This is a genomic window from Streptomyces sp. NPDC094034 (assembly GCF_040303865.1).
GTDB lineage: Bacteria > Actinomycetota > Actinomycetes > Streptomycetales > Streptomycetaceae > Streptomyces.
Map to the genome: position 1 here is coordinate 53,919 of NZ_JBEOUD010000007.1, position 23,559 is coordinate 77,477.

General features: G+C 70.0%; 22 protein-coding genes. 10 read left to right on the top strand and 12 right to left on the bottom strand.

All coding sequences use genetic code 11. The features are described from left to right. Positions 1–2: 2 nt before the first annotated feature. Positions 3–797: an ABC transporter permease gene (locus ABTZ59_RS09180; protein WP_351393115.1), complete on the bottom strand. Its 795-nt coding sequence runs from the start codon at positions 795–797 to the stop codon at positions 3–5. A 141-nt stretch (positions 798–938) separates the two neighbouring features. Between ABTZ59_RS09180 and ABTZ59_RS09185 the strand changes: the two genes are divergently transcribed. Beyond that, positions 939–2,111: an ABC transporter ATP-binding protein gene (locus tag ABTZ59_RS09185; RefSeq protein WP_351393118.1), complete on the top strand. Its 1,173-nt coding sequence runs from the start codon at positions 939–941 to the stop codon at positions 2,109–2,111. A gap of 74 nt (positions 2,112–2,185) precedes the next feature. Here ABTZ59_RS09185 and ABTZ59_RS09190 read toward each other — a convergent pair whose 3' ends face one another. Continuing rightward, the gene (locus ABTZ59_RS09190; protein ID WP_351393121.1) at positions 2,186–3,298 is read right to left on the bottom strand and encodes an alpha/beta hydrolase; all 1,113 of its coding nucleotides are present in this window, start codon (positions 3,296–3,298) and stop codon (positions 2,186–2,188) included. Between the two features lie 471 nt (positions 3,299–3,769). Between ABTZ59_RS09190 and folP the strand changes: the two genes are divergently transcribed. The 5 genes from folP to ABTZ59_RS09215 all read left to right on the top strand — a co-directional run bounded on the left by folP (position 3,770) and on the right by ABTZ59_RS09215 (position 6,799). After that, a complete protein-coding gene (gene folP, locus ABTZ59_RS09195) occupies positions 3,770–4,630 on the top strand; it encodes a dihydropteroate synthase (protein WP_351393124.1) in 861 nt (286 codons plus the stop codon). Positions 4,631–4,686: 56 nt separating this feature from the next. After that, positions 4,687–5,085, top strand: a complete 399-nt coding sequence (locus tag ABTZ59_RS09200) for a nuclear transport factor 2 family protein (protein WP_503002503.1) — start codon at positions 4,687–4,689, stop codon at positions 5,083–5,085. A 189-nt stretch (positions 5,086–5,274) separates the two neighbouring features. Beyond that, positions 5,275–5,634, top strand: a complete 360-nt coding sequence (gene folB, locus ABTZ59_RS09205) for a dihydroneopterin aldolase (protein WP_351393130.1) — start codon at positions 5,275–5,277, stop codon at positions 5,632–5,634. Further along, complete coding sequence (folK, locus tag ABTZ59_RS09210; RefSeq protein WP_351393133.1) at positions 5,631–6,245, top strand: 2-amino-4-hydroxy-6-hydroxymethyldihydropteridine diphosphokinase; 615 nt, start codon at positions 5,631–5,633, stop codon at positions 6,243–6,245. The genes folB and folK overlap by 4 nt, the downstream gene beginning before the upstream one ends. Positions 6,246–6,307: 62 nt before the next feature. Then, positions 6,308–6,799: a DUF3180 domain-containing protein gene (locus tag ABTZ59_RS09215; RefSeq protein WP_351393136.1), complete on the top strand. Its 492-nt coding sequence runs from the start codon at positions 6,308–6,310 to the stop codon at positions 6,797–6,799. Positions 6,800–6,825: 26 nt separating this feature from the next. On the opposite strand, the gene folE is transcribed toward ABTZ59_RS09215, so the two are convergent. The 6 genes from folE to dacB form a co-directional block, all read right to left on the bottom strand. Beyond that, positions 6,826–7,431: a GTP cyclohydrolase I FolE gene (gene folE, locus ABTZ59_RS09220; protein ID WP_351393139.1), complete on the bottom strand. Its 606-nt coding sequence runs from the start codon at positions 7,429–7,431 to the stop codon at positions 6,826–6,828. Between the two features lie 110 nt (positions 7,432–7,541). Further along, the gene (gene ftsH, locus ABTZ59_RS09225) at positions 7,542–9,569 is read right to left on the bottom strand and encodes an ATP-dependent zinc metalloprotease FtsH (RefSeq protein ID WP_351393141.1); all 2,028 of its coding nucleotides are present in this window, start codon (positions 9,567–9,569) and stop codon (positions 7,542–7,544) included. Between the two features lie 261 nt (positions 9,570–9,830). Beyond that, positions 9,831–10,391, bottom strand: coding sequence for a hypoxanthine phosphoribosyltransferase (gene hpt / locus ABTZ59_RS09230; protein WP_030354476.1), 561 nt, complete (start codon positions 10,389–10,391; stop codon positions 9,831–9,833). A 77-nt stretch (positions 10,392–10,468) separates the two neighbouring features. Beyond that, complete coding sequence (gene tilS / locus ABTZ59_RS09235; protein ID WP_351393145.1) at positions 10,469–11,494, bottom strand: tRNA lysidine(34) synthetase TilS; 1,026 nt, start codon at positions 11,492–11,494, stop codon at positions 10,469–10,471. Positions 11,495–11,681: 187 nt separating this feature from the next. After that, a complete protein-coding gene (locus ABTZ59_RS09240; protein ID WP_351393148.1) occupies positions 11,682–12,812 on the bottom strand; it encodes an Rv3626c family coenzyme F420 biosynthesis-associated protein in 1,131 nt (376 codons plus the stop codon). Between the two features lie 86 nt (positions 12,813–12,898). Beyond that, positions 12,899–14,248, bottom strand: a complete 1,350-nt coding sequence (dacB, locus tag ABTZ59_RS09245) for a D-alanyl-D-alanine carboxypeptidase/D-alanyl-D-alanine endopeptidase (RefSeq protein WP_351393503.1) — start codon at positions 14,246–14,248, stop codon at positions 12,899–12,901. A 228-nt stretch (positions 14,249–14,476) separates the two neighbouring features. Here dacB and ABTZ59_RS09250 point away from each other — a divergent pair, with 228 nt between their 5' ends. Together ABTZ59_RS09250 and ABTZ59_RS09255 are read left to right on the top strand one after the other, a co-directional pair. Next, positions 14,477–14,971 (top strand): inorganic diphosphatase, encoded by a 495-nt coding sequence (locus tag ABTZ59_RS09250; protein ID WP_003968257.1) that lies wholly within the window; start codon positions 14,477–14,479, stop codon positions 14,969–14,971. A 201-nt stretch (positions 14,972–15,172) separates the two neighbouring features. Next, positions 15,173–16,861, top strand: a complete 1,689-nt coding sequence (locus tag ABTZ59_RS09255; RefSeq protein WP_351393151.1) for a threonine/serine exporter family protein — start codon at positions 15,173–15,175, stop codon at positions 16,859–16,861. Positions 16,862–16,879: 18 nt separating this feature from the next. Here ABTZ59_RS09255 and ABTZ59_RS09260 read toward each other — a convergent pair whose 3' ends face one another. Next, the gene (locus ABTZ59_RS09260) at positions 16,880–17,653 is read right to left on the bottom strand and encodes a DedA family protein (protein ID WP_351393153.1); all 774 of its coding nucleotides are present in this window, start codon (positions 17,651–17,653) and stop codon (positions 16,880–16,882) included. Between the two features lie 254 nt (positions 17,654–17,907). Here ABTZ59_RS09260 and ABTZ59_RS09265 point away from each other — a divergent pair, with 254 nt between their 5' ends. Next, positions 17,908–19,230, top strand: a complete 1,323-nt coding sequence (locus ABTZ59_RS09265; RefSeq protein ID WP_351393156.1) for an ion channel protein — start codon at positions 17,908–17,910, stop codon at positions 19,228–19,230. A gap of 83 nt (positions 19,231–19,313) precedes the next feature. Then, a complete protein-coding gene (gene gad, locus ABTZ59_RS09270) occupies positions 19,314–20,750 on the top strand; it encodes a glutamate decarboxylase (protein WP_351393159.1) in 1,437 nt (478 codons plus the stop codon). A gap of 106 nt (positions 20,751–20,856) precedes the next feature. Here the strand turns inward: gad and ABTZ59_RS09275 are convergent, their stop codons facing one another. The 3 genes from ABTZ59_RS09275 to ABTZ59_RS09285 form a co-directional block, all read right to left on the bottom strand. Then, positions 20,857–21,603 carry an ABC transporter permease gene (locus tag ABTZ59_RS09275; RefSeq protein ID WP_351393507.1) on the bottom strand — a complete coding sequence of 249 codons (747 nt, stop codon included), beginning with the start codon at positions 21,601–21,603 and terminating at the stop codon, positions 20,857–20,859. A 98-nt stretch (positions 21,604–21,701) separates the two neighbouring features. Next, positions 21,702–22,751, bottom strand: coding sequence for an ATP-binding cassette domain-containing protein (locus tag ABTZ59_RS09280; protein ID WP_351393510.1), 1,050 nt, complete (start codon positions 22,749–22,751; stop codon positions 21,702–21,704). Between the two features lie 108 nt (positions 22,752–22,859). Further along, entirely contained in the window at positions 22,860–23,501 is a 642-nt protein-coding gene (locus ABTZ59_RS09285) for a PadR family transcriptional regulator (protein ID WP_351393162.1), read from the bottom strand. Between the last annotated feature and the right edge of the window lie 58 nt (positions 23,502–23,559).

The window sequence follows — 23,559 nt, forward strand, 5'->3', positions numbered from 1 at the left end:
GGTCAGCTCACCGCCTTCATGGCATCGGCCGGCTCGGCCCCGCGGGTACCGGTCGCGGCCGACCCGGTCCCGGCCGACCCGGTCCCGGCCGGCCCGGTCGGCGCGGCTTTACGGCCGGACGTACGGGTCGGACGTATGCGCGTCCAGGGCGTCAGCAGCCGCTGCACTCCGAGGAGCAGCAGATCGGCGACCACCGCGAGCAGCACACACAGCACCGAGGCCGTCAGCACCTGCGCCTTGAAGAAGCTCGGCAGCGCGTCCTCGATGAGATTGCCGAGCCCGCCCCGGCCGACGATCGACCCGACCGTGGTCAGCGCGACCGTCGACACCGTCGCTATGCGCAGGCCCGCCATCAGCGCGGGCAGCGCCAGGGGCAGCTCGACCTCCCAGAGCAGCCGCCCCGGTCCGTACCCCATCCCGCGGGCCGCCTCCCGTGCCTCTTCCGGCACCGCTTCGAGCCCCGCGATGATGTTCCGCACGAGAATCGTCAGTGAATAGAGCACCAGGCCGGTGATCACCAGACCGGCGGAGAGCCCGAAGAGCGGCAGCAGCAGCGAGAACATCGCCAGCGACGGAATCGTGTAGAGCAGTGTCGTCAGCCCCAGCACCGGTCCGGCCCATGACGGCCTGCTCCGCGCCAGCAGGGCCAGCGGAAATGCCACCAATAGTCCTATGACGACCGAGACCGCGGTGATCCACACATGCTGGACCGTGGCGTCGATCAACTCCTGACTACGGGAGCGGAGATATTCCCCGCAGATCCAGTCGTTCGCCGCCAGGCACCCTTGCGTACTCATCCATCCCCGCCTCCCCCGTCTTCCCGAACGTATGTCTGGCTCTATGTCCTGGCGACCCTAACCCCGACCACTGACATTCGCGGAAGCCCGCCACATTCCAGCAACATGGCCTTCACACAACACGCCGCACAATGGGGAACCATGATCCGATTCGAGCACGTCACCAAGCGGTACCCGGACGGTACGACCGCTGTCGACGACCTCTCCTTCGAGGTCCCCCAGGGCGAACTGGTCACGCTCGTCGGGCCTTCCGGCTGTGGCAAGACCACCACGATGAAAATGGTCAACCGTCTCATCGAGCCGACCGAGGGACGGATATTCCTCGACGGGGACGACATATCCGCCATCGACCCCGTGCGGCTCAGGCGCCGTATCGGCTATGTCATCCAGCAGGTCGGCCTCTTCCCGCACAAGACGGTCCTGGAGAACACCGCGACCGTCCCCCATCTGCTGGGATGGCAGCGCGGCAAGAGCCGCGAGCGCGCCGCCGAACTCCTCGACCTGGTCGGTCTCGACCCGTCCGTCTACGGCGACCGCTACCCCGAGCAGCTCTCCGGCGGCCAGCGCCAGCGCGTCGGCGTGGCCCGCGCCCTGGCGGCGGACCCGCCCGTCCTGCTGATGGACGAGCCGTTCGGCGCGGTCGACCCCGTCGTACGCGACCATCTGCAGAGCGAGTTCCTCAAGCTCCAGGCGGCGGTCCGGAAAACTGTGCTGTTTGTCACGCACGACATCGAGGAAGCGGTCCGGCTCGGTGACCGCATCGCCGTCTACGGACAGGGCAGGATCGAACAGTTCGACGCCCCCGCCGCCGTGCTCGGCACCCCCGCCACCCCGTATGTCGCCGATTTCGTCGGCGCGGACCGGGGTCTGAAGCGGCTCTCCGTCACCTCCATCGAGGAGGGCGACCTCGAACAGCCGCCCGTCGTCCATCTCGACGACCCGCTGGGGCGCGCCGCGGCGAAGCTCGCCAAGGAGGGCGCGCGCTGGGCCGTCGTCCTGGACTCGGCCGACAATCTGCACGGCTGGATCTCCACCGAGCAGACCGGCGCCTCCGGGACCGTACGGGAGCACGCGCGCCGGATGGAGGCATGGCTGCCGGTCGGCGCCTCCCTGAAGCAGGCGTTCGCGACGATGCTCCAGCACGACGCGGGGTGGATCGCGGTGATCGACAAGGAGGAGACGGGGCGCTTCCTCGGGGTCCTCACCCCGGCCAGGCTGCACGAGGCGCTGCGCCGGTCGATCGACGCGGACGCGCAGGCCATCCCCCGTACGGAGGTGGAGCTGGAGACGGTCAGCAAGGTCGCCTCCGTCTGAGGGCCGCCACGGCGACGCCAGGGCGCCAGCGCGGCAGGGCGCCAGGGCGGCAGGGCGCCAGCGCGGCAGGGCGATCAGTTCGAGTAGAGCCGCCCGCTCATCCACTCCAGGGCCGGCGGGATCTCCCGGCGCCAGGTGTTGAAGTTGTGCCCGCCGCTGTCGAGGATGATCGACGACACATGCGAGGGCGCTTTGACCTTGCTGATGAACGTCCGCGTGGCCTTGAGGTTTCCCTCGCCCTTCTTGGACGAGGTGACCAGGAGGGACACCGGGCCCTGCGGCCGGTTGTCCAGGCTCCACAGCAGGTCGGAGCGGTTGCGCAGCTGCTTGTCGCCCCGGAAGAGATCACCGGTCGTCGGATCGACGGGCGCCTTGTAGTACGCCGAGAGCCCGACGCCCACGGAGTACCGCTCAGGATGGTGCATGGCGATCTTCAGCGCGCAGTAGCCGCCGGTGGAGTTGCCGATGATGCCCCAGCTCTTCGGCTCGCGCCCGACCCGGTACGTCCGGGACACCGCCAGCGGCAGATCCTTGGCGAAGAACGTCTCCGTCTGCGGGCCGCGCGGGATGTCCACGCACTCGGTGTCCCTCGGCGGCGCCACGGTGGGCCGCAGCATCACCAGCACCATCGGCTGCATCTTGCCGTCCTTGGCCAGCTGCCAGGCGGTCTTCGGATAGTTCAGCCCCTTGATCAGGTTCTCCGCCATCCCCGGATAGCCGGTGAGCACCACGGCGACCGGGAAGGTCCGGTGCACGAATCCCGGCCGGAAGTACTCCGGCGGGAGATAGACGTACGCGGTGCTGTCGATTCCGGATTTCGGGCCGCTGACGACGATCCGCTGGACCTGGCCGGCCACCGAGGGCACCGAACCGCCGGGCGTGGGCGTGCGCTGGGTGTCCATCACCGTCACGTGAGTGCCGCCCGCCGAGTGATCGACGACCGCTCCCAGGTCCTGCTTGCGCCCGAACAGGTCGGACCACGATCCATAGAAGAGGAAGGAGTTGTTGGCGACGAGACCGACCGCCATGAACACCGCCACCTGCGTGGCGAACAGGAGTCCGATCCGGCCGAGCACCACGCGTGGCGTACCGCGCGACAGGCGCGGCCACAGCCAGATGGTCACGACGAACAGCCCAACAGCCAGCAGGACGGCCAAGATCAGGACTTTACGGCTGGTAAGACCCATGTCGACCGAGCTTTCTCCTGTGAGATTTTCCGAAACGCTGAAGAACCCGACCTCTGAAAGCCCCGTCCTGGAGGTCGCGAAATGTCCGGCCCGCGAAGAAGAGGCGGAGCCGGGCACCACGCTCTCTCGCGGAACCACGGGAAGCGATGTCCGTAACTCAGGATGGGGATAAATCAGGATCAGTTCCGGGTCGGTCACAGCACAACACGGGCATACCTCCCAGGCCACTGACACGCCGTCTGTTCCGCCGGACCCGACGTCTGTTCCCACGGATCCGACGTCCGCCCCGCGGCCCGCGCCCCGAATCCGTCCCCGCCTGGTCGGCACCACCCGCACGCTCGTCGGGCCGATGGATATCGCGGGTCCGCACCGCCCGAGGCCGCGTCCGGCCCGCCCAGGGGTGTGTCACTCGCCCGTCGGGCGGATCCGGCCGGGCGGCCCGCCCCCGGGGAGACCCCCTAGGGTGGGCGTATGAGTACGTTGCACGCGCGGGGCACGGTCGAGGGACTGCCGGAGTGGGACCGCTGTGCGGTGATGGGGGTCATCAATGTGACGCCCGATTCCTTCTCCGACGGTGGCCGCTGGTTCGACACCACCGCCGCCGTCAAGCACGGTCTCGATCTTGTCGCCGAGGGCGCGGACCTGGTGGACGTCGGTGGTGAGTCGACCAGGCCCGGCGCCACCCGCGTGGACGAGGACGAGGAGCTCAGGCGCGTGATCCCCGTCGTACGGGGCCTGGCGGCCGAAGGCGTCACCGTCTCCGTCGACACCATGCGCGCCGCCGTCGCCGAGCAGGCCGTCGCGGCCGGTGCCGCGCTGGTCAATGACGTCAGCGGCGGACTCGCGGACCCCGCCATGGTGCCCGCGGTCGCCGCCGCGGACGTGCCGTTCGTGGTGATGCACTGGCGCGGTTTCAGCGAGCGGATGAACAGCCGCGCCACCTATACGGACGTCGTAGCGGAGGTCGTCGCCGAACTGCGTGCCCGGATGGACGCGGTGGTGGCCGGAGGCGTCGCCCCCGAGCGGCTTGTCATCGATCCCGGCCTCGGCTTCGCCAAGCGGGCCGAACACGATCTCGCGCTCCTCGCACACCTCACCGAGCTGCGTGCCCTGGGCCGGCCGCTTCTGGTCGCGGCCTCCCGTAAACGCTTCCTCGGACATGTCCTCGCCGACGGCGAGGGCTCCCCGCCGCCCGCCCGCGAGCGCGACGCGGCCAGCGCCGCCGTCTCCGCGATCGCCGCCCACCAGGGCGCCTGGGCGGTCCGCGTCCATGAGGTACGGGCCACCGCCGACGCGGTACGGGTGGCCCGGGCCGTCGAGGGAGCCCAGTGACCGCGCGCACGGACAACGAACAGGTCGAGGTGGCCAACACCACGTTCTACGAGGCGATGGAGCGCGGTGACTTCGACGCGCTGTCCGCGCTCTGGCTGGACGGCGACGACGACGGGATCTCCTGCGTCCACCCGGGCTGGCCCGTGCTCACCGGCCGCGGGGAAGTACTCCGCTCATACGCGCTGATCATGGCGAACACCGAGTACATCCAGTTCTTCCTGACCGATGTCGTGGTGTCGGTCTGCTCCGACACCGCGCTGGTGACCTGCACCGAGAACATCCTCAGCGGTGGCCCCGCCGAGGAGAGCGGCGAGCTCGGACCGCTCGTCGGCCAGCTGGTCGTCGCCACCAACGTCTTCCGCCGCACACCCGAAGGGTGGAAAATCTGGTCACATCATGGCTCACCGGTTCTGGCCGAAACCGATGAGGAAACGGACGACGAGACACCCGCGTGAGTGGGTAGGCAGCTCCTGCGGGCCGATCGGCGGGTTCGGGCAGGGCCGGCCCCCGGGCAACCTCACACCTGTCCCTCACCCCCCGCACGAGAGCACTGTCCGTGCCCGCGGGTAGATTCAAATGAGGGAACCCAGCCGCCCGCACCCGGCCGGGTGCCCCGACGACCAACGACAGCAGGAGTGATTCGCGTGGATCGTGTCGCGCTGCGCGGCCTCAAGGCCCGCGGGCATCATGGCGTCTTCCCCCGGGAGCGCGAGGAGGGCCAGACCTTCATCGTGGACCTGATGCTCGGCCTCGACACCCGCCCCGCGGCCGCCGACGACGACCTGTCGAAGACCGTGCACTACGGGATCGTGGCCGAAGAGGTCGTGGAGGTCGTCCAGGGAGAGCCGGTCGACCTGATCGAGACGCTGGCGGAACGGATCGCCCAGCAGTGCCTGAAACACGACGGCGTCCAGGAGGTCGAGGTGGTCGTACACAAACCCGACGCCCCGATCACCGTCCCCTTCGACGATGTGACCATCACCATCACCCGGAGCCGAGTATGAGTGTGTTTTCCGCCAACGGTCCCCAGGGCGACCCGACCGTACAGCCGGTGCCCGCCTCCGTGGTCGCCCAGGTCGACGCCGCCGACACCACGCTGTCCAACCCGAAACGCGCCGTGGTCTCCCTCGGTTCCAATCTCGGCAATCGCCTGGAGACGATCCAGGGCGCCATCGACGCCCTGGAGGACACCCCGGGACTGCGGGTCAAGGCGGTCTCCCCGGTGTACGAGACCGAGCCCTGGGGCGTCGAGCCCGGCTCCCAGCCGTCCTACTTCAACGCGGTCGTCGTGATCAAGACGACGCTGCCGCCGTCCTCACTGCTGGAGCGCGGGCAGGCCATCGAGGAGGCCTTCGACCGGGTCCGCGAGGAGCGCTGGGGCGCGCGCACCATCGATGTGGACATCGTGGCGTACGCGGATGTCGTCTCGGACGACCCGCTGCTCACCCTCCCCCACCCCAGGGTCCATGAGCGCGCCTTCGTCCTCGCACCGTGGCACGACGTGGAGCCGGAAGCGCAGGTCCCGGGCCGTGGCCCGGTCGCCGAACTGCTCGCGGACGCCGACCGCGGCGGTATCCAGACCCGGACCGATCTGGAACTCCGCCTGCCCGAGTAGTGGTTAGGCTCAGCGGGGTCGGTACGGCGAGGATCGGTACAGCGAGGCGAAGGGCTTTCTCGGTGAAGCAGTTGCGGATCGGCGTCCTCGCCGGCCTGTTCGTGGTGGCGGGTGTGCTCTCCTGGGGCGCCGCCCGCCTGTGGGACTCCTTCGGCACGCTGCCGAGCGTCCCCCTCGCGGCGCCGATCGTGCTCGCGGTGATCGCCGTGGTCCTGACCGCGACGGCCCTCTCGCTGCGCGCTCGGCTGAAGGCCCAGCGGGAGCGCCGCCCCGGCGCGCAGGGCGTGAATCCACTGATGGCGGCCCGCGCGGTGGTCTTCGGCCAGGCAAGCGCCCTGGTCGCCGCCCTCGTCTCCGGTATGTACGGCGGTACGGGCGTCTTCCTGCTCGGCTCCCTCGACATCCCCGCCCGCCGCGACCAGGCCATCTACGCGGCGTTCTCCGTCCTCGCGGGCATCGCGGTGATCGTCGCGGCGTTCTTCCTGGAGCGGGTCTGCAAACTCCCGGAGGACCACGACAAGAACGGCACCGCCCCGGCGGGCCCCACCACCTGATCGCGCGGACCCTCGGCCGGCCCCGCTCAGCGGGCCATGATCAGACTCATCGCCTCCGCGCGGGTGGCCGCGGCGCGCAGCTGGCCGCGCACGGCCGAAGTGATCGTCTTGGCGCCCGGCTTCCGTACGCCTCGCATGGTCATGCACATGTGCTCGCACTCGATGACCACGATCACCCCGCGCGGGTCCAGGATCTCCATCAGCGAGTCGGCGATCTGCGTCGTCAGCCGTTCCTGGACCTGCGGCCGGCGGGCGAACACATCCACCAGCCGGGCCAGCTTGGACAGTCCGGTGATCTTCCCGTCCGAGGACGGGATATAGCCGACATGGGCGACCCCGACGAAGGGCACCAGATGATGTTCACATGACGACATCACTTCGATGTCCTTCACAAGGACCATCTCGTCGTGGCCGAGGTCGAACGTCGTGGTCAGCACCTCTTCGGGGGTCTGCCAGAGCCCGGCGAATATTTCCCTGTACGCCCGCGCCACCCGGCCGGGAGTGGCCCGTAGCCCCTCTCGGTCCGGGTCCTCCCCCACCGCGATCAGCAGCTCGCGCACCGCATTCTCGGCCCGCTTCTCATCGAATTCGCGGATGGGGCTCTCCCCGTCCAGCATCACCGGGTCGGTCATGTGTGCCTCGTTCCTGTGCCGTTCTGTGGGCGGGCAAACGAATGCCGCGCCCCCACAGGCTAAAACCTGGGGGGCGCGGCATCCATTCCGGGCCAGGTGAGGCGCCCGGATCAGCTCTCGGGACGCTCCTCGGGAACCGCCTCGCCGGGCGTCTCTCCGCTCGTCACCGCGGGCATCCCGCCGTTCGAACCGGACGCGCCATTGGTGAGCGCCAGCTCCTTGGGCGAGAGCACCGGCGGCCGCGTCGAGGGGGTACGCCGCGAGGAGCCGGTCCACGCCGGACGGGACGGGCGCTTCACGATGGTCGAGAAGATCTCGGCGATCTGTTCCTTGTTCAGCGTCTCCTTCTCCAGGAGCGCCAGGACCAGATTGTCGAGCACATCGCGATTCTCGACGAGAATCTCCCACGCCTCGTTGTGCGCGGTCTCGATGAGCTTCTTGACCTCTTCGTCGACCAGCGCCGCGACCTCTTCCGAGTAATCGCGCTGATGCGCCATCTCCCGGCCGAGGAACGGTTCGGTGTTGTCGCCGCCGAACTTGATCGCGCCGAGCCGCTCGGTCATGCCGTACTGCGTGACCATCGCCCGAGCCGTGGCCGTGGCCTTCTCGATGTCGTTGGCCGCGCCCGTCGTCGGGTCGTGGAAGACCAGTTCCTCGGCCGCGCGCCCGCCCATCATGTAGGCGAGCTGGTCCAGCATCTCATTGCGCGTGGTCGAGTACTTGTCCTCGTCGGGCAGGACCATGGTGTAGCCCAGGGCCCGGCCGCGCGACAGGATCGTGATCTTGTGGACCGGGTCGGAGTTCGGAGACGCCGCCGCGACCAGGGCGTGACCGCCCTCGTGGTACGCGGTGATCTTCTTTTCCTTCTCGGACATGATCCGGGTCCGCTTCTGCGGGCCCGCCACGACGCGGTCGATCGCCTCGTCCAGGGAGTGGTTGTCGACCAGCTTCTTGTCGCTGCGCGCCGTCAGGAGCGCCGCTTCGTTCAGCACGTTCGCCAGGTCCGCGCCGGTGAAGCCGGGCGTACGACGGGCGACGGCGCCCAGATCGACGTCCGGGGCGACCGGCTTGCCCTTCTGGTGGACCTTCAGGATCTCCAGCCGGCCCTGCATGTCGGGGCGGTCGACGGCGATCTGCCGGTCGAAGCGGCCCGGGCGCAGCAGCGCGGGGTCGAGGATGTCCGGCCGGTTCGTGGCGGCGATCAGGATGACGCCGCCCTTCACATCGAAGCCGTCCATCTCCACGAGCAGTTGGTTCAGCGTCTGCTCGCGCTCGTCATGGCCGCCGCCGAGACCCGCGCCGCGGTGCCGGCCGACGGCGTCGATCTCGTCGACGAAGACGATCGCCGGGGCGTTCGCCTTGGCCTGCTCGAAGAGGTCACGTACCCGCGAGGCGCCGACACCGACGAACATCTCGACGAAGTCGGAACCGGAGATCGAGTAGAACGGCACCCCGGCCTCACCCGCGACCGCGCGGGCGAGCAGCGTCTTGCCCGTACCGGGCGGGCCGTAGAGCAGCACACCCTTCGGGATCTTGGCGCCGACGGCCTGGAACTTCGCCGGCTCCTGGAGGAACTCCTTGATCTCATGGAGCTCTTCGACCGCCTCGTCGGACCCGGCCACATCGGCGAAGGTCGTCTTCGGGGTGTCCTTGGTGATCAGCTTGGCCTTGGACTTCCCGAACTGCATGACACGGGAGCCGCCGCCCTGCATCTGATTCATCAGGAACAGGAAGACCACGACGATCAGGACAAAGGGGAGCAGCGAGAGCAGCACCGAGACGAACGGGCTCTGCTTCGACGGCGAGACCGTATAGCCCTTGCTGATGTCGCCGTTCTGGAACTTGGTCTGGAGCGTCTTGGCGAGCGTCGCACCCTGGCTGCCGATATAGCTCGCCTGGATCTTGTCGCTGCCGTTGATCTTCTGGCCGTTCTTGAGGTCGACCTTGATGATCTGTTCGTCGCCGGTGGTCAGTCTGACCTGCTCGGCCTGGTTCTTGTCGATCGCCTGGACGACCTGACCGGTGTCCACTGTCTTGTAGCCGCCCGACGAGCCGACGACCTGCATCAACACGACCACGGCGAGGACGGCCAGCACGATCCACATGACCGGCCCACGGAAGTATCGCTTCACGTCCATCCATACGGAGCGAAGTCGCCCCGTCCCTCCTGCCCGTAGGTAAATGCTGCTGTGAGAAAAGACTGTTCTTCGGACGGTACCCCAGCATTGTGGCCCGCGATCGCACGGGACGGCTGGCAAACCCGTCTTCCCATGCTTCAACGGCGCGAGGGCGTCTGGGGTTCCCGGCCGCGGCGAAGCCTGTCCCTGGAACTTCGCCGCTCTTCGGAGCGCTCAGGTGCGCCGAGGTGCGCCGAGGTGCGCTCTGGACCCTGTCAGGGTCTAACCGCCGTACACATGTGGAGCGAGTGTCCCGACGAAAGGCATGTTGCGGTACTTTTCCGAGTAATCCAGGCCATATCCCACGACAAACTCATTGGGAATGTCAAAGCCGATCCATTTGACGTCGATCGCGACCTTTGCGGCATCCGGCTTACGGAGCAGGGTGCAGACTTCGAGCGAGGCCGGCTCCCGCGAACCGAGGTTGGAGAGCAGCCACGACAGGGTCAGACCCGAGTCGATGATGTCCTCGACGATCAGTACGTGCTTGCCCTTGATGTCGGTGTCCAGATCTTTGAGGATCCGGACCACACCGGAGGACTGCGTGCCCGCCCCGTACGAGGAGACGGCCATCCAGTCCATCGTCACGGGGGTGGACAGCGCCCGCGCCAGGTCCGCCATGACCATCACGGCGCCCTTGAGGACTCCGACGAGAAGCAGGTCCTTGCCCGCGTACTCCGCGTCGATCTTCGCGGCCAGTTCGGCCAGCTTCGCGTCGATCTCTTCCTTGGTGATGAGCACCGACTGGAGGTCGTTGCCCATGTCCTTGTCGTCCACCCGCATCACTTTCGTCGTCGGCCAGGGGTCCGGGGCCAAGGCACTGGCGGCCCGGGAGACACAGCCGTAAGTGCATCAGCGCTTCAGCCCTGCCGGATGACCAGTCTGCCACCCTGCCTCCGGGCCTCCACGCGGCCGGGCAGGTTGATGGCTCCCTGGCCGCGCCAGCCGGTGATCAGGCGGTCGACCTCTTCGATGTGACGGGCGAACAGCGAACCCGCGGGGGCGCCCGCGGCGATGACCGCCCGGCGCAGCACGCGACGGCGGACGGCGGGCGGGAGGACGTACAGCTTGGCGCACCTCAATTGCCCGGAATCGTCCCGCACGGACTCCTCGACGGTGGCGGCCCAGGTGTCCAGGGCGTCGGCGTCGTCGCGGGAGAGCTGTGCCGTACGGGCCAGGGCCTCGACGACGCCCTTGCCGAGCGCCTTCTCCAGGGCCGGCAGCCCTTCGTGGCGCAGTCGTGAACGGGTGTACGCGGGGTCGGTGTTGTGCGGGTCGTCCCAGACGGGGATCGACTGGACCAGGCAGGCCTTGCGGGCGGTCTGCCGGTCGAGCTGGAGGAAGGGGCGTCGGTAGCGGCCGGCCGCCCCCGAGACGGCGGCCATTCCGGACAGCGAGCGGGTGCCCGAGCCGCGGGCGAGCCCGAGCAGCACGGTCTCGGCCTGGTCGTCGCGGGTGTGGCCGAGCAGGACGGCGGCGGCCCGGTGGCGCTCCGCGGCGGCGTCGAGCGCAGCGTAGCGGGCGTCGCGCGCGGCGGCCTCAGGACCGCCTTCCCGGCCGACGGTCACGGCGACGGATTCGACGGGGTCCAGGCGCATGGCACGGAGTCGGGTGACGACTTCGGCGGCGCGGAGGGCGGAGCCGGCCTGGAGGCCGTGGTCGACGGTGATGGCTCCGGCGCGGACGGAAAGCTTGGGGGCCTCGAAGGCGAGGGCGGAGGCGAGCGCCATGGAGTCGGCGCCGCCGGAGCAGGCGACGAGCACGAGGGGGGGCTCGCCGGCGGGGACGGAGCCGGCGGAGAGGTTCTCCGGCCGGTCGGTGAGGACGTCGTGGAGTACGCGGCGGACCGCCAGGCGTATCGCCGCGACCGCAGGATGGGGACCCATATCCGGTGCCCTTCGTGATGTTATTTGGGGGGTGCCTCGGTCGGAGTAAGGACGGAGAGCGTCACTCAGAGTGCGTCGATGGTGACAGAACCGAGCCATTACCCGAGCATTGCACGCCTATCCCTCACCCACGGTCCCTCGGATGGGTGATACCTGAGGCGTACTACTGCCGCGAGCCGCGCCCGTCTCAGGAGTCCGCCTTGCGGTGCACCCGTGCGATCCAGTCCGCCGGTTTAGCGATCTCCGCCTTGGTGGGCAGGGTGTTCGGCGAGGTCCAGACCCGGTTGAAGCCGTCCATGCCGGTCTCCTCGACGACGGCCCGTACGAACCGTTCCCCGTCCCGGTACTGGCGCAGCTTGGCGTCGAGGCCGAGCAGTTTGCGCAGCGCCTGGTCGAGGCGGCCGGCGCCCCGGGCCCTGCGCTGCTGGAACTTCTCGCGGATCTCGGCGACCGACGGCACGACGGCCGGTCCGACGCCGTCCATCACATAGTCGGCGTGCCCTTCGAGCAGGGACATGACGGCGGTGAGGCGGCCGAGGATCTCGCGCTGTCCGGGGGTCTGCACCAGCTCGACGATGCTGCGTCCGTCCTCGTTCTCCTCGCCCTCCGGGCGACCGCCGGCGAGCGACTGAGCGGCCTCACGGAGCCGTTCGACGAGGGTCATCGGGTCGACCTCGGTCTGGTCGAGGAATGACTGGATCTCGCCCTGGAGGTGGTCGCGCAGCCAGGGCACGCCGGTGAACTGCGTGCGGTGGGTCTCCTCGTGGAGGGCGACCCAGAGCCTGAAGTCGTGGGGCTGCACGTCCAGTTCGCGTTCGACGTGGACGATGTTGGGGGCCACGAGCAGCAGTCGGCCGCCGCCGTTCGCGGCCGCGGGGAGATCGCGGGTGGCGGGGGCGAACGTCTCGTACTGGCCGAGGACACGGGACGACATGAACGACAGCAGCATGCCCAGCTCCACGCCGGTCACCTTGCCGCCGACCGCGCCGAGCACGGCGCCGCCGGGACCGCCGGGGCGGCGCTCCTGCATCTTCGCCAGGAGGGGCCCCAGCAGCTCGCGGAATCCGGCCACGTTCGCCTTGACCCAGCCGGCCCGGTCCACGACCAGGACCGGGGTGTCGGGCGGCTCATGGCCGTCGGGAACCATGCGCGTGTACGCGCGGACGTGCTCCTCCGAGGACTTCGCGTGCCGCCGCAGCTCGGCGACGATCTCCCGCGCCTCGTCGCGGGTCACCTCCGGTCCCGGCCGCACGAGGCGGGTCGCGGTCGCCACCGCGAGATTCCAGTCGACCATCTGGGCACCACCGATGCTCGTCATGCGTCAACCGTACGTGCTCGGCCCGGGGAGCGGTGGGGTGTGGGTGGCCCGGTTCTTCCCCTACGGGACCCTTAGGGGGCGCCTGATCACGGGACCAGGGCCGCGGAGAGCCGGTCCAGGGCCTTCTGGGCGGTGTCGGGGGCGGGGGTGGCGCCCGCCATGAAGGCGAAGGCCAGCAGTCGGCCCCGGGCGTCGACGACCGTGCCCGCCAAGGCGTTCACCCCGGTGAGCGTGCCGGTCTTGGCGCGGATGAGTCCGGCGGCGGGCCCGTCGTCCGCGTACCGGCTTCGGAGGGTGCCGTTGAACCCGGCGACCGGCAGTCCCGTGAGTACGGGGCGCAGCTCCGGGCGGGCGGGGTCGGCCGCGCGGGCCAGCAGCGCGGTGAGGAGGGCGGCGCTGACCTTGTCCTGGCGGTTGAGGCCGCTGCCGTCGGCGAAGCGCGCGCCGCTGACCGGCAGCCCGAGCTTCTTGAGCTCGGCGCCGACGGCGCGGCCCGCGCCCTCGAAGCTGGCGGGTTCGCCCGCCGCGAGGGCGGTCTGCCGGGCCAGGGACTCGGCGATGTCGTTGTCGCTGTCGGTCAGCGCGCGTTCGGCGAGGTCGGAGAGCGGGCGTGAGTAGGTCCTGGCGACGGTCGTCGAGGCCTTGGGGGTCTTGCCGGGCTCGGGCGCCGCCGAGGTACGGACGCCGCGCTCGCGCAGCAGCGCGGCGAAGACGCGGGCGGCGTCTCCCGCCGGATTGCCGCTGCGGGGGGCGGGTCCGCTGCGGGATGTGTCGAGCCGGCCCTGATCGGCCATCAGGGCGACGACGGGGGCGATGTTGTCGTTGGGGCCGATCGGGTGCTCCCGGCGGCCGGTGTAGAGGGAGGTGTCGTAGCGGAGCTCGACCTTGGTGATGCCCCGGTCGCGCAGCGCGCGGGCGGTGTCCTCGGCGAGTGCGCTCAGTCCTGACCGGCCGAGGGTGGCGTCACCGCCGCCGACCAGGGTGATCCTCCGGGCGTCGGCGGTGGAGGTCACCGTGGTGGCGATGCGGTGGTCGGGGCCGAGCGCGGAGAGCGCGGCGGCCACCGTCGCGACCTTGACCGTGGAGGCCGGGGTCATCGGGGTGCCGGCCGCCCTCTCGTACAGCGGCTCTCCGGTCGTGGCGTCGATGACGGAGGCCGACCGGGTCTCGCCGAGCGCGGGGTCGTCGAGGAGCGGTCCGAGCTTCTTCTTGAGATCCACGGACACGGTTCCGGCATTCGGGGGGTCGCTGTCGGGTGCGGAGAGCGCGGAGAGCACGCCGGCGGCGCTGGGGGCGGGCGTGGGCGTACGGGGGGCGGACGGGCCGTGAAGTGCGCCACCCGTACGGCTCTGCGCGACCGCCCAGTCCCGCTCGGCCTTACGCTGACCGGAGTCCCAGGGGCCGGCCGCGGCCACCGCCGCGGCGGCGAGCGCCATGCCGATCACGACGGAACCCGCCGTGAGCTGCCACACTTTCGGCTCAAGCACGGTTGACCAGCCCCTTTCGCGATCACACTGCTGCGTGGGGGACACTTAATCACTGCGCCTTGCCACGAGCATGGCACCCCGGCCAGGAGTGGGCCCGCTGTCCGCTCCCGGACGGGGGGTCTCCTGCGTGAAGTCGCAGCACCACTGACAAATGTGTTGATCATGGAGGAGCCACCCGTGGAGTTCGACGTCACCATCGAGATCCCTAAGGGTTCGCGGAACAAGTACGAGGTGGACCACGAGACCGGTCGGATCCGTCTTGACCGTCGTCTCTTCACCTCGACCAGCTACCCGGCCGACTACGGGTTCGTCGAGAACACCCTCGGCGAGGACGGCGACCCGCTGGACGCGCTGGTCATCCTCGACGAGCCGACCTTCCCGGGCTGCCTCATCAAGTGCCGTGCCATCGGCATGTTCCGGATGACGGACGAGGCCGGCGGCGACGACAAGCTGCTGTGCGTCCCCGCGTCCGACCCCCGGGTGGAGCACCTGCGCGACATCCATCACGTCTCGGAGTTCGACCGCCTGGAGATCCAGCACTTCTTCGAGGTCTACAAGGACCTGGAGCCCGGCAAGTCCGTCGAGGGCGCCGACTGGGTCGGCCGCGCCGAGGCCGAGGCCGAGATCGAGGCCTCCTACAAGCGACTTGAGGCCCAGGGCGGCGCGCACTGACCAGGCACTGACCTGGCACCGGCCGCCGGACGCAGGACGGGCGATGACGGGCGGCGTACCCCACGTGGGGTACGCCGCCCGTCCGCGTGTGTGACTCGTCCGTGTGTGTGACTGTCCATGTCCATGCCCATACTGGGCAGACGTGTGACTGCGCGGCGACCGGACAGGACCGAGATCGCCCCAGGAGCGAGGGAGCGGTGGGTGGTGGCGGAGTCCGGCGGTCAGGAGGACCGGAAGCCTCAGACGGACGAGGCGCACAGCGCCTTCACCCCGCCGTTCGGAGTGGAGCAGCCGCCGCTTCCCGAGGACGACCATCCGACGTCGGAGTTCGCCCTTCCCGAGGGGCTGAGCACGGAGCAGCCGGCCGAGCCGGAGGGCTCGGCCTTCGATCTGCCGGGCGGTGCGCCGGCCGGTGGGTCCGGTGGGTCCGGCGGGTGGCAGTCGCCCCACGCGTACACCCCCGCCCGGGGCGTCCCGGTGATCCAGTTGAGCAAGGAAGCGCCCTGGCAGGACCGTATGCGCACCCTGCTGCGGATGCCGTCCGGCGAGCGCCCCGTACCGGAGCGGGTCCAGCGCCACGACGACCAGGGGCCCGCCGTGCCCCGGGTGCTCGACCTGACACTGCGTATCGGTGAGCTGCTGCTGGCCGGCGGCGAGGGCGCCGAGGATGTCGAGGCCGCCATGTTCGCGGTCAGCCGCGCGTACGGCCTCGACCGCTGCGAGCCGACCGTCACCTTCACCCTGCTGTCCATCTCCCATCAGCCGTCGCTCGTGGACGACCCGGTGACGGCCAGCAGGACCGTACGCAGACGGGGCACCGACTACACCCGGCTGTCCGCCGTCTACACGCTCGTCGACGACATCACCACCGAGGACACGGACGTCACGCTGGAGGAGGCGTACCGACGGCTCGCGGAGATCCGCCGTAACCGGCACCCGTACCCCGGCTGGGCGCTGACCGCGTCCAGCGGGCTGCTGGCCGGGGCGGCGTCCGTGCTGGTCGGCGGTGGCGTGGTGGTGTTCGCGGCGGCGGCGCTCGGCGCGATGCTCGGCGACCGGCTGGCCTGGTTGTGCGCAGGGCGCGGGCTGCCGGAGTTCTATCAGTTCGTGGTGGCCGCGATGCCGCCCGCCGCGATGGGGGTGGCGCTGACGCTGCTCGGCCCGCATGTCTCGTGGGAGGGCCGGCCCTCGGCCGTGATCACCGGTGGTCTCTTCGCGCTGCTGCCGGGGCGGGCGCTGGTGGCGGGGGTGCAGGACGGGCTGACGGGCTATTACATCACCGCCGCCGCCCGGCTCCTGGAAGTCATGTACTTCTTCATCGCGATCGTCGTCGGTGTGCTGCTCGTGCTCTATCTGGGCGTCCAGTTGCACGCGCAGCTGACACCGGAAGCGGCGCTGCACAGCGAGGTACGGCCGGTGGCCCAGACCCTGGCGGCGGTGACTCTGAGCTTCGCCTTCGCGATCCTGCTCCAGCAGGACCGCTCGACCGTGCTGATGGTCTCGCTCAACGGCGGTGTGGCCTGGATCGTCTACGCGGCGATGCATGACGTGGGCGGTATCTCGCCGGTGGCCTCGACGGCGGTCGCCGCCGGTCTGGTGGGGCTCTTCGGGCAGCTTTTCTCGCGCTACCAGTTCGCCTCCGCGCTGCCCTACATCACGGCGGCGATCGGACCGCTGCTGCCGGGCTCGGCGACCTACTTCGGGCTGCTGGGCTTCGCGCAGAACGAGCCGGCCAGCGGGCTCACCTCGCTCTCCCAGGCCGTGGCGCTGGCGCTGGCGATCGCCGTCGGGGTGAATCTCGGTGGGGAGATCGCCCGGCTCTTCCTCACGGTGCCGGGGGCGAACCGGGCGTCGAGCCGCCGCGCGGCCAAGCGGACGCGCGGCTTCTGAGGGGTCTCGTCGAGGTGGTCAGCGCTTGGCGTGACGGCCGCGGCCACCGTTGCCCGGGGCGCCCGGCGTACCCGGGGCGCTCGGCGGCGCCATCGGGGCGCGCCCGTCCGTCGCGGCCGTACCCGGACCGACCAGGCCGTCATCGACGCCCGGCTGCCGCGCGGCTTCCTTCTTGGACTTGGAGCGCGCCCGCAGGAACTCGATCACGATCGGCAGCACCGAGAGCACCACGATGCCGATCAGGATCATCTCGATGTTCTCGGTCACGAAGTCGATCTTGCCGAGCGCGGCTCCCAGCAGCGTGACGCCCGCGCCCCACAGCGTGCCGCCGACGATGTTGTACGTGATGAACGCGCGGTAGTTCATCTGGCTCACACCGGCGATGATCGGCGTGAACGTACGGACGACGGGCACGAAGCGCGCCAGGACCAGCGACTTGGGGCCGTACTTCTCGAAGAACTCGTGCGCCTTCTCGACGTTCTCCTGCTTGAAGAACTTGGAGTCCGGACGCTTGAACAGCGCGGGCCCCACCTTCCGGCCGAAGAGATAGCCGACCTGGTCACCGATGATCGCGGCCAGCACGATCAGCAGACAGACCAGCCAGAGGGGGGTCTTGAGGGTGCCGGCCGTCACCAGCAGGCCGGTGGTGAAGAGGAGCGAGTCGCCCGGCAGGAAGAAGCCGATGAGCAGGCCGGATTCGGCGAAGACGATGACCAGAACACCGATCAGCCCGAAAGTCCCGATCAGATAATCCGGATCCAGCCAGCTGGGTCCGAGCGCAAGGGTGGTCACGGGTTCCGGACTCCTGTGTCATTAGTCGGTCGATCGTCGATTCGGCGTGGTCGGCCGCGCACAAGCTATCAACGCCTACCTGCCCTTCCAGGTTCCACCCGGCCCCTTACCGACGCACTCCGGATCCGGCCGGGGGCCCACACCGGACGCAGCCGGGGCAGACCCGCCCAAAGCAGCGGGCCCCGACGGCGCGACCGCGCCCGGGGAACAGAAGGGAAGCGTTACGGAAGGTGACGGATGGTTACGGTGAGCGCGTGCCCCATGACGTTCCGCCCGCCGCCCCGCCTCCCGCCCCGCCTCCTGCCCCGCCTTCCGGCCCGTCTCCCGCTCCGTCCCCCTCGGCCCGCACCCTGCTGCCCCTGGTCGTGCCCGCCCTGGTGGTCGGCGCCGCCTCGGCGCTCGTACTGCTGGGCGTGAGCGCGCTCGCGCATCGACTGGAGGACGTGCTCTGGAAGACGCTGCCCGACGCCCTCGGGGTCGGCCGCCACTCCACGCTCTGGATCATCGTGATGCTCACGGCCACCGGGCTCGCGGTGGGAATCGTCGTACGCCTGGTGTACGGCCACGCCGGACCCGACCCGGCCACCACCGGACTGATCGACGACCCGATGCCGCCCGGGGTGGTGCCGGGGCTGCTGCTGGTCACGGTGCTGGCGCTGGCGGGCGGGGTGAGCCTCGGCCCGGAGAATCCGATCACCGCCGTCAACATGGCGCTGGCCTACTGGCTGGGCCGCAAGGCGGCGCCCGGCACCCCGTGGGCGCTCTGGCCCTCGCTCGCCGCCGCGGGCACGATCGGGGCGCTGTTCGGTACGCCCGTGGCCGCCGCGCTGATCCTCACCGAGACACTCGCCGCGCGACCGGGACCCGACTCGCTCTGGGACGCGCTGTTCGGCCCGCTGCTCGCGGCCGGCGCGGGCGCGCTCATCACCGTGCTGGTCGCCCATCCGGTCTTCGACCTCGCGCTGCCCGCGTACACCGGCACCCACTGGAACGATCTGCTGGCAGCGCTCGTGATCACCCCGCTCGCGGCGGCGCTGGGGCTGGCGACCGTCTACGCGTTCCCGTACGTCCACGCCTTCTTCCGGCGTCTTGGCCACCCCGTACTGGCGATCACCGCGGGCGGACTGGTCCTCGGTCTGCTGGGGGCGCTCGGCGGGCCGCTGACGCTGTTCAAGGGGCTGGACGAGGTGAAGACGCTGGCCGCCGATCCGGCGGGCTGGTCGGCCGGCTCGTTCGCGCTGATGACGGTGGTGAAGGCGGCCGCGCTGGTCGTCGCCGCCGCCTGCGGCTTCCGCGGCGGCCGGATCTTCCCCGCCGTCTTCGTCGGGGTCGCGCTCGGCCTCTGCGCCCACGCGCTGGTCCCTGCCGTACAGCCCAGCCTGGGGGTGGTCTGCGGGGTGCTCGGCCTGCTGCTCGCGATCACCCGGCAGGGCTGGCTCAGCCTGTTCACCGCGGCGGTCCTGGTCGCCGATCCGAACGTGCTCTCGCTGCTGTGTGTCGCCGCGCCGGCGGGCTGGCTGCTGGTGACGGGCCGCCCCCGGATGCAGCTTCGCGAGGACGGCACGCCTCTGCGCTGACCGGCCCGGCCTCGACGGGCGGTTCGTACCGTTCGTCCGTATTCTCGCGATGGGAACCGTACCCACCGCGAGGAGATTCGCCGATGCCACTCCACCGAGGCGCGGACAAGGCGGCCGCAGTGCCCTGGAGCGAGCGCGACGAGATGCTCAGGCTCTCGATCAACCCCTTCTACGGGGAGGCCGATCCCACCAGCGAGATGACCTCGGCACCGGCCACCCAGCGGCTTCCCGACACCCCGACCCCGCCCGACACGGCGTACCAGCTGGTCCACGACGAGCTGATGCTCGACGGCAACTCACGGCTCAACCTCGCGACCTTCGTCACCACGTGGATGGAGCCGCAGGCCAGGACCCTCATGTCGGAGTGCCGGGACAAGAACATGATCGACAAAGACGAGTACCCGCGCACCGCCGAGCTGGAACGGCGCTGTGTGGCGATGCTCGCGGACCTCTGGAACGCCCCCGACCCGGCGGCGACCGTCGGCTGCTCGACGACGGGATCCAGTGAGGCCTGCATGCTGGCCGGGCTGGCGCTCAAGCGCCGCTGGGCCGCGCGCAACGCCTCGCGCTATCCGGCGACGGCCCGGCCCAATCTCGTCATGGGCATCAACGTGCAGGTCTGCTGGGACAAGTTCTGCAACTTCTGGGAGGTCGAGGCGCGGCAGGTGCCCATGGAGGGCGAGCGCTTCCATCTCGACCCGCGGGCCGCCGCCGAACTCTGCGACGAGAACACCATCGGGGTGGTCGCCGTCCTGGGCTCCACCTTCGACGGTTCGTACGAACCCGTCGCCGAGCTGTGCGCGGCGCTGGACGCGCTCCAGGAGCGTACGGGGCTCGACATCCCCGTCCATGTCGACGGGGCGTCGGGGGCCATGGTGGCGCCCTTCCTCGACGAGGACCTGGTCTGGGACTTCCGGCTGCCCCGCGTCTCCTCCATCAACACCTCCGGGCACAAGTACGGGCTGGTCTACCCGGGCGTCGGCTGGGCGCTGTGGCGCTCGCCCGCCGAACTCCCCGAGGAACTGGTCTTTCGCGTCAACTACCTGGGCGGTGACATGCCCACGTTCGCGCTGAACTTCTCCCGGCCGGGCGCGCAGGTCGTGGCGCAGTACTACACCTTCCTGCGGCTGGGCAGAGACGGATACCGCGCCGTCCAGCAGACGGCGCGGGACATCGCCGGGAGACTGGCCGGACGGATCGCGGAGATGAGCGAGTTCCGGCTGCTCACGCGGGGGAACGAACTGCCCGTGTTCGCGTTCACCACCGCCCCCGGCGTGACGTCCTTCGATGTCTTCGACGTCTCGCGCCGACTGCGCGAGCACGGCTGGCTCGTGCCCGCGTACACGTTTCCCGCCAACCGCCAGGACCTGTCCGTGCTGCGGGTGGTCTGCCGCAATGGCTTCTCGGCCGATCTGGGGGCGCTGCTGATGGCCGACCTGAAACGGATCATGCCCGAACTGCGCAGCCAGCAGTGCCCGTTGGGTCGGGACAAGGCGAGGGCGACAGCGTTCCATCACTAGTTCCATCGCTAGGCGTCCGGTCGTGCCGCGAGAGTCCCGCCCCCGGAACCGCTCTCCGGGGGCGGGACCGACGCGCCGCACATCAGCGGCTGAGCCGCCCCGCACGTCAGCGGCTGAGCCGCCCGAACCGGCGTACCGCCAGCGGGAAGAAGAGCACGAGCAGCGCCACCGGCCAGAGGACCGCCAGCGCCCCGGCGTGGTCCGCCGCCCAGGAACCGCCCGCCCCGCCCGGGTTGCCGAACAGATCGCGTACCGCCGTCGCCGTCGCCGACATGGGGTTCCACTCCACGACCGCGCCCAGCCAGCCCGGCATGGACTCGGGTGTCGCGAACGCGTTGGAGAGGAAGCCGATCGGCCAGACCAGGATCTGGACCATCTGCACCATCTCGGGCCGGCCCGCCACCATCGCCAGCTGGATCCCGAGCCAGAGCATCGCGAAGCGGAACAACAGCAGCAGTCCGAGAGCGCCGAGGAACGACGCGGTGCCGTCGTGCCAGCGCCAGCCGATCGCGTAGCCGACGCCGATCATCACGATCAGGCCGACCGCCGACTGGAGCATGTCCGCCACGCTCCGGCCCACCAGGACCGCCGACGACGCCATGGGCATCGAACGGAAGCGGTCCACCACCCCCTTGTTCAGGTCCTGGGTGACGGCGAGCATCGTGGACTCCAGGCCGAAGGCCATGGTCAGGGCGAGCATGCCGGGGACGAGGAATTCGACGTACGCCCCCTCGATCTCCCGTCCTCCGCCGATGAGATAACCGAACATCAGCAGCAGCATCACCGGGAAGACCAGCCCGAAGACGACCTGGACCGGCTGCCGTGCCCAGTGGGCGAGTTCGCGCCGGGTCATGGTCCAGGAGTCGGCGAGGGCCCAGCCGAGCCCGCTGCCTTCAGGGGGCGTGTCCGCGCCCGTGCCCGTGGACGCCGATGCCGTGGCGTTGACCGTCGTCACGCCGTCACCTCCCGCTGCTCGTGCCGATCGCGCCGATCGCGCCGACTCTGTGGGGCGCCGCCGTGCCCTTCCCCGCCGCCGTCTTTCTCGTCGGCGTCTTCCTCGTCGGCCTCCTTGCCCGTGAGATGGAGGAAGACCTCGTCCAGCGTCGGCCGGCGCAGAGCGATGTCCTCCGCCTCGATCCCCTCCGCGTGCAGGGCCCTTACGGTCTCCGTCAGCGCCGCCATCCGGTCCGCCACCGGCGCGCTCAACAGCCGCCGGTCCACGTCCGTACCGACGGCGTGCGTACCCGTGGTGCGTGCCAGCGCCCGCGCGCCGTCCGCGAGCCGGTCCGCGTCCCGCAGGACGACATCGATGCGGTCGCCGCCGATGCGCGCCTTCAGTTCGTCCGCCGTGCCCCGCGCGATGACCCGTCCGCTGTCCACCACCGAGATACGGTCGGCCAGTTGGTCGGCCTCCTCCAGGTACTGCGTCGTCAGCAGGACGGTCGTACCGCCGCCGACCAGCGAGCGCACCGCGCTCCACACCTCCGCCCGGCCGCGCGGATCGAGTCCGGTCGTCGGTTCGTCGAGGAAGAGCACCTCCGGGTCGGTGATCAGGGACGCCGCCAGATCGAGCCGGCGCCGCATGCCGCCGCTGTACTGCTTGACGGCCTTGCGCCCGGTGTCCGCCAGGCCGAACCGCACCAGCAGTTCGTCGGCCCGCTCCCCCGCGCGCCGGGCGCCAAGGTGGTAGAGCCGTCCGAACATCTCCAGGTTCTGCCGGCCGCCCAACTCCTCGTCGAGGGCCGCGTGCTGTCCCAGCAGCCCGATCCTCCGCCGTACGTCACGCGCCCGGGTCCGCACATCGAGCCCGGCCACCCGCACCAGCCCCTCGTCGGGCCGCAGCAGCGTGGTCAGGATCCGTACGGCCGTGGTCTTGCCCGCGCCGTTCGGTCCGAGCACGGCGTGCACCGTGCCGCGTGCCACCGTCAGATCGAACCCGTCGAGGGCCCACTTCTCGCCGTACCGCTTCCGTGCTCCCGCCACCACAATCACGTCGGTCACATCGGTCGCATCAGTCACATCGGTCAATGTCGTCGCCTCCCACCCAGTAATCAAACTTGACTACCGCGCGAGAAGAGTAACCCTGGCCCCTCGATTGGTCAAACTTGATTAGTGATGATCTCCGTCATGGGGAACGCCCGTCGCGTACGGGTTCTCCTCGCCCTCGCCGAGCACCGCCACAAAGGGCTCGCCCTCACCCGCGAAGGTGTACGCGCCGCCCTCGATGCGCTTGATCAGCCCCCGCGTCCACTGAGCGCCCGAGTCCGCCGAGTGCACCCACAGGTTCATGATCTCGCCGATGTGCCCGAGCTGTTCCGGGCCGTCCTCGGGCACATAGTGCTCGGTCACCGCGGCCCGCCAGGCCTCGATTCCGGCCACGCGCTCCTTGAGCAGTTCCACGACCTCGGCGCGCGGCAGATCGACGATGGCGCCGATCCCCGCCGACAGCACATCCATCTTCTGGTCGTAGACGGTCAGCGCCTCACGCACGAGCCGCAGATACTCCTCGCGGCCCGCCTCCGTCATCTCGTACTCGGTACGCGGCGGCCCGCCCACCGTGCTCGGAGCGACCTCGTGCGCCAGCAGAAGGCCCTGCTTCGCCATCTGCTTGAGCGCGTGATAGATCGAGCCGGGCTTGGCATTGGACCACTCGTGGGCGCCCCAGTACTCCAGGTCATTGCGCACCTGATAGCCGTGGGCCCGGCCATGCTGGCGGACCGCGCTGAGCACGAGCAGACGGATCGGTGACATTGCTCCAGGTTATGACCCCTGAGCCGGACACCCCCGCGGGGCCCGGACCGGCACCGGC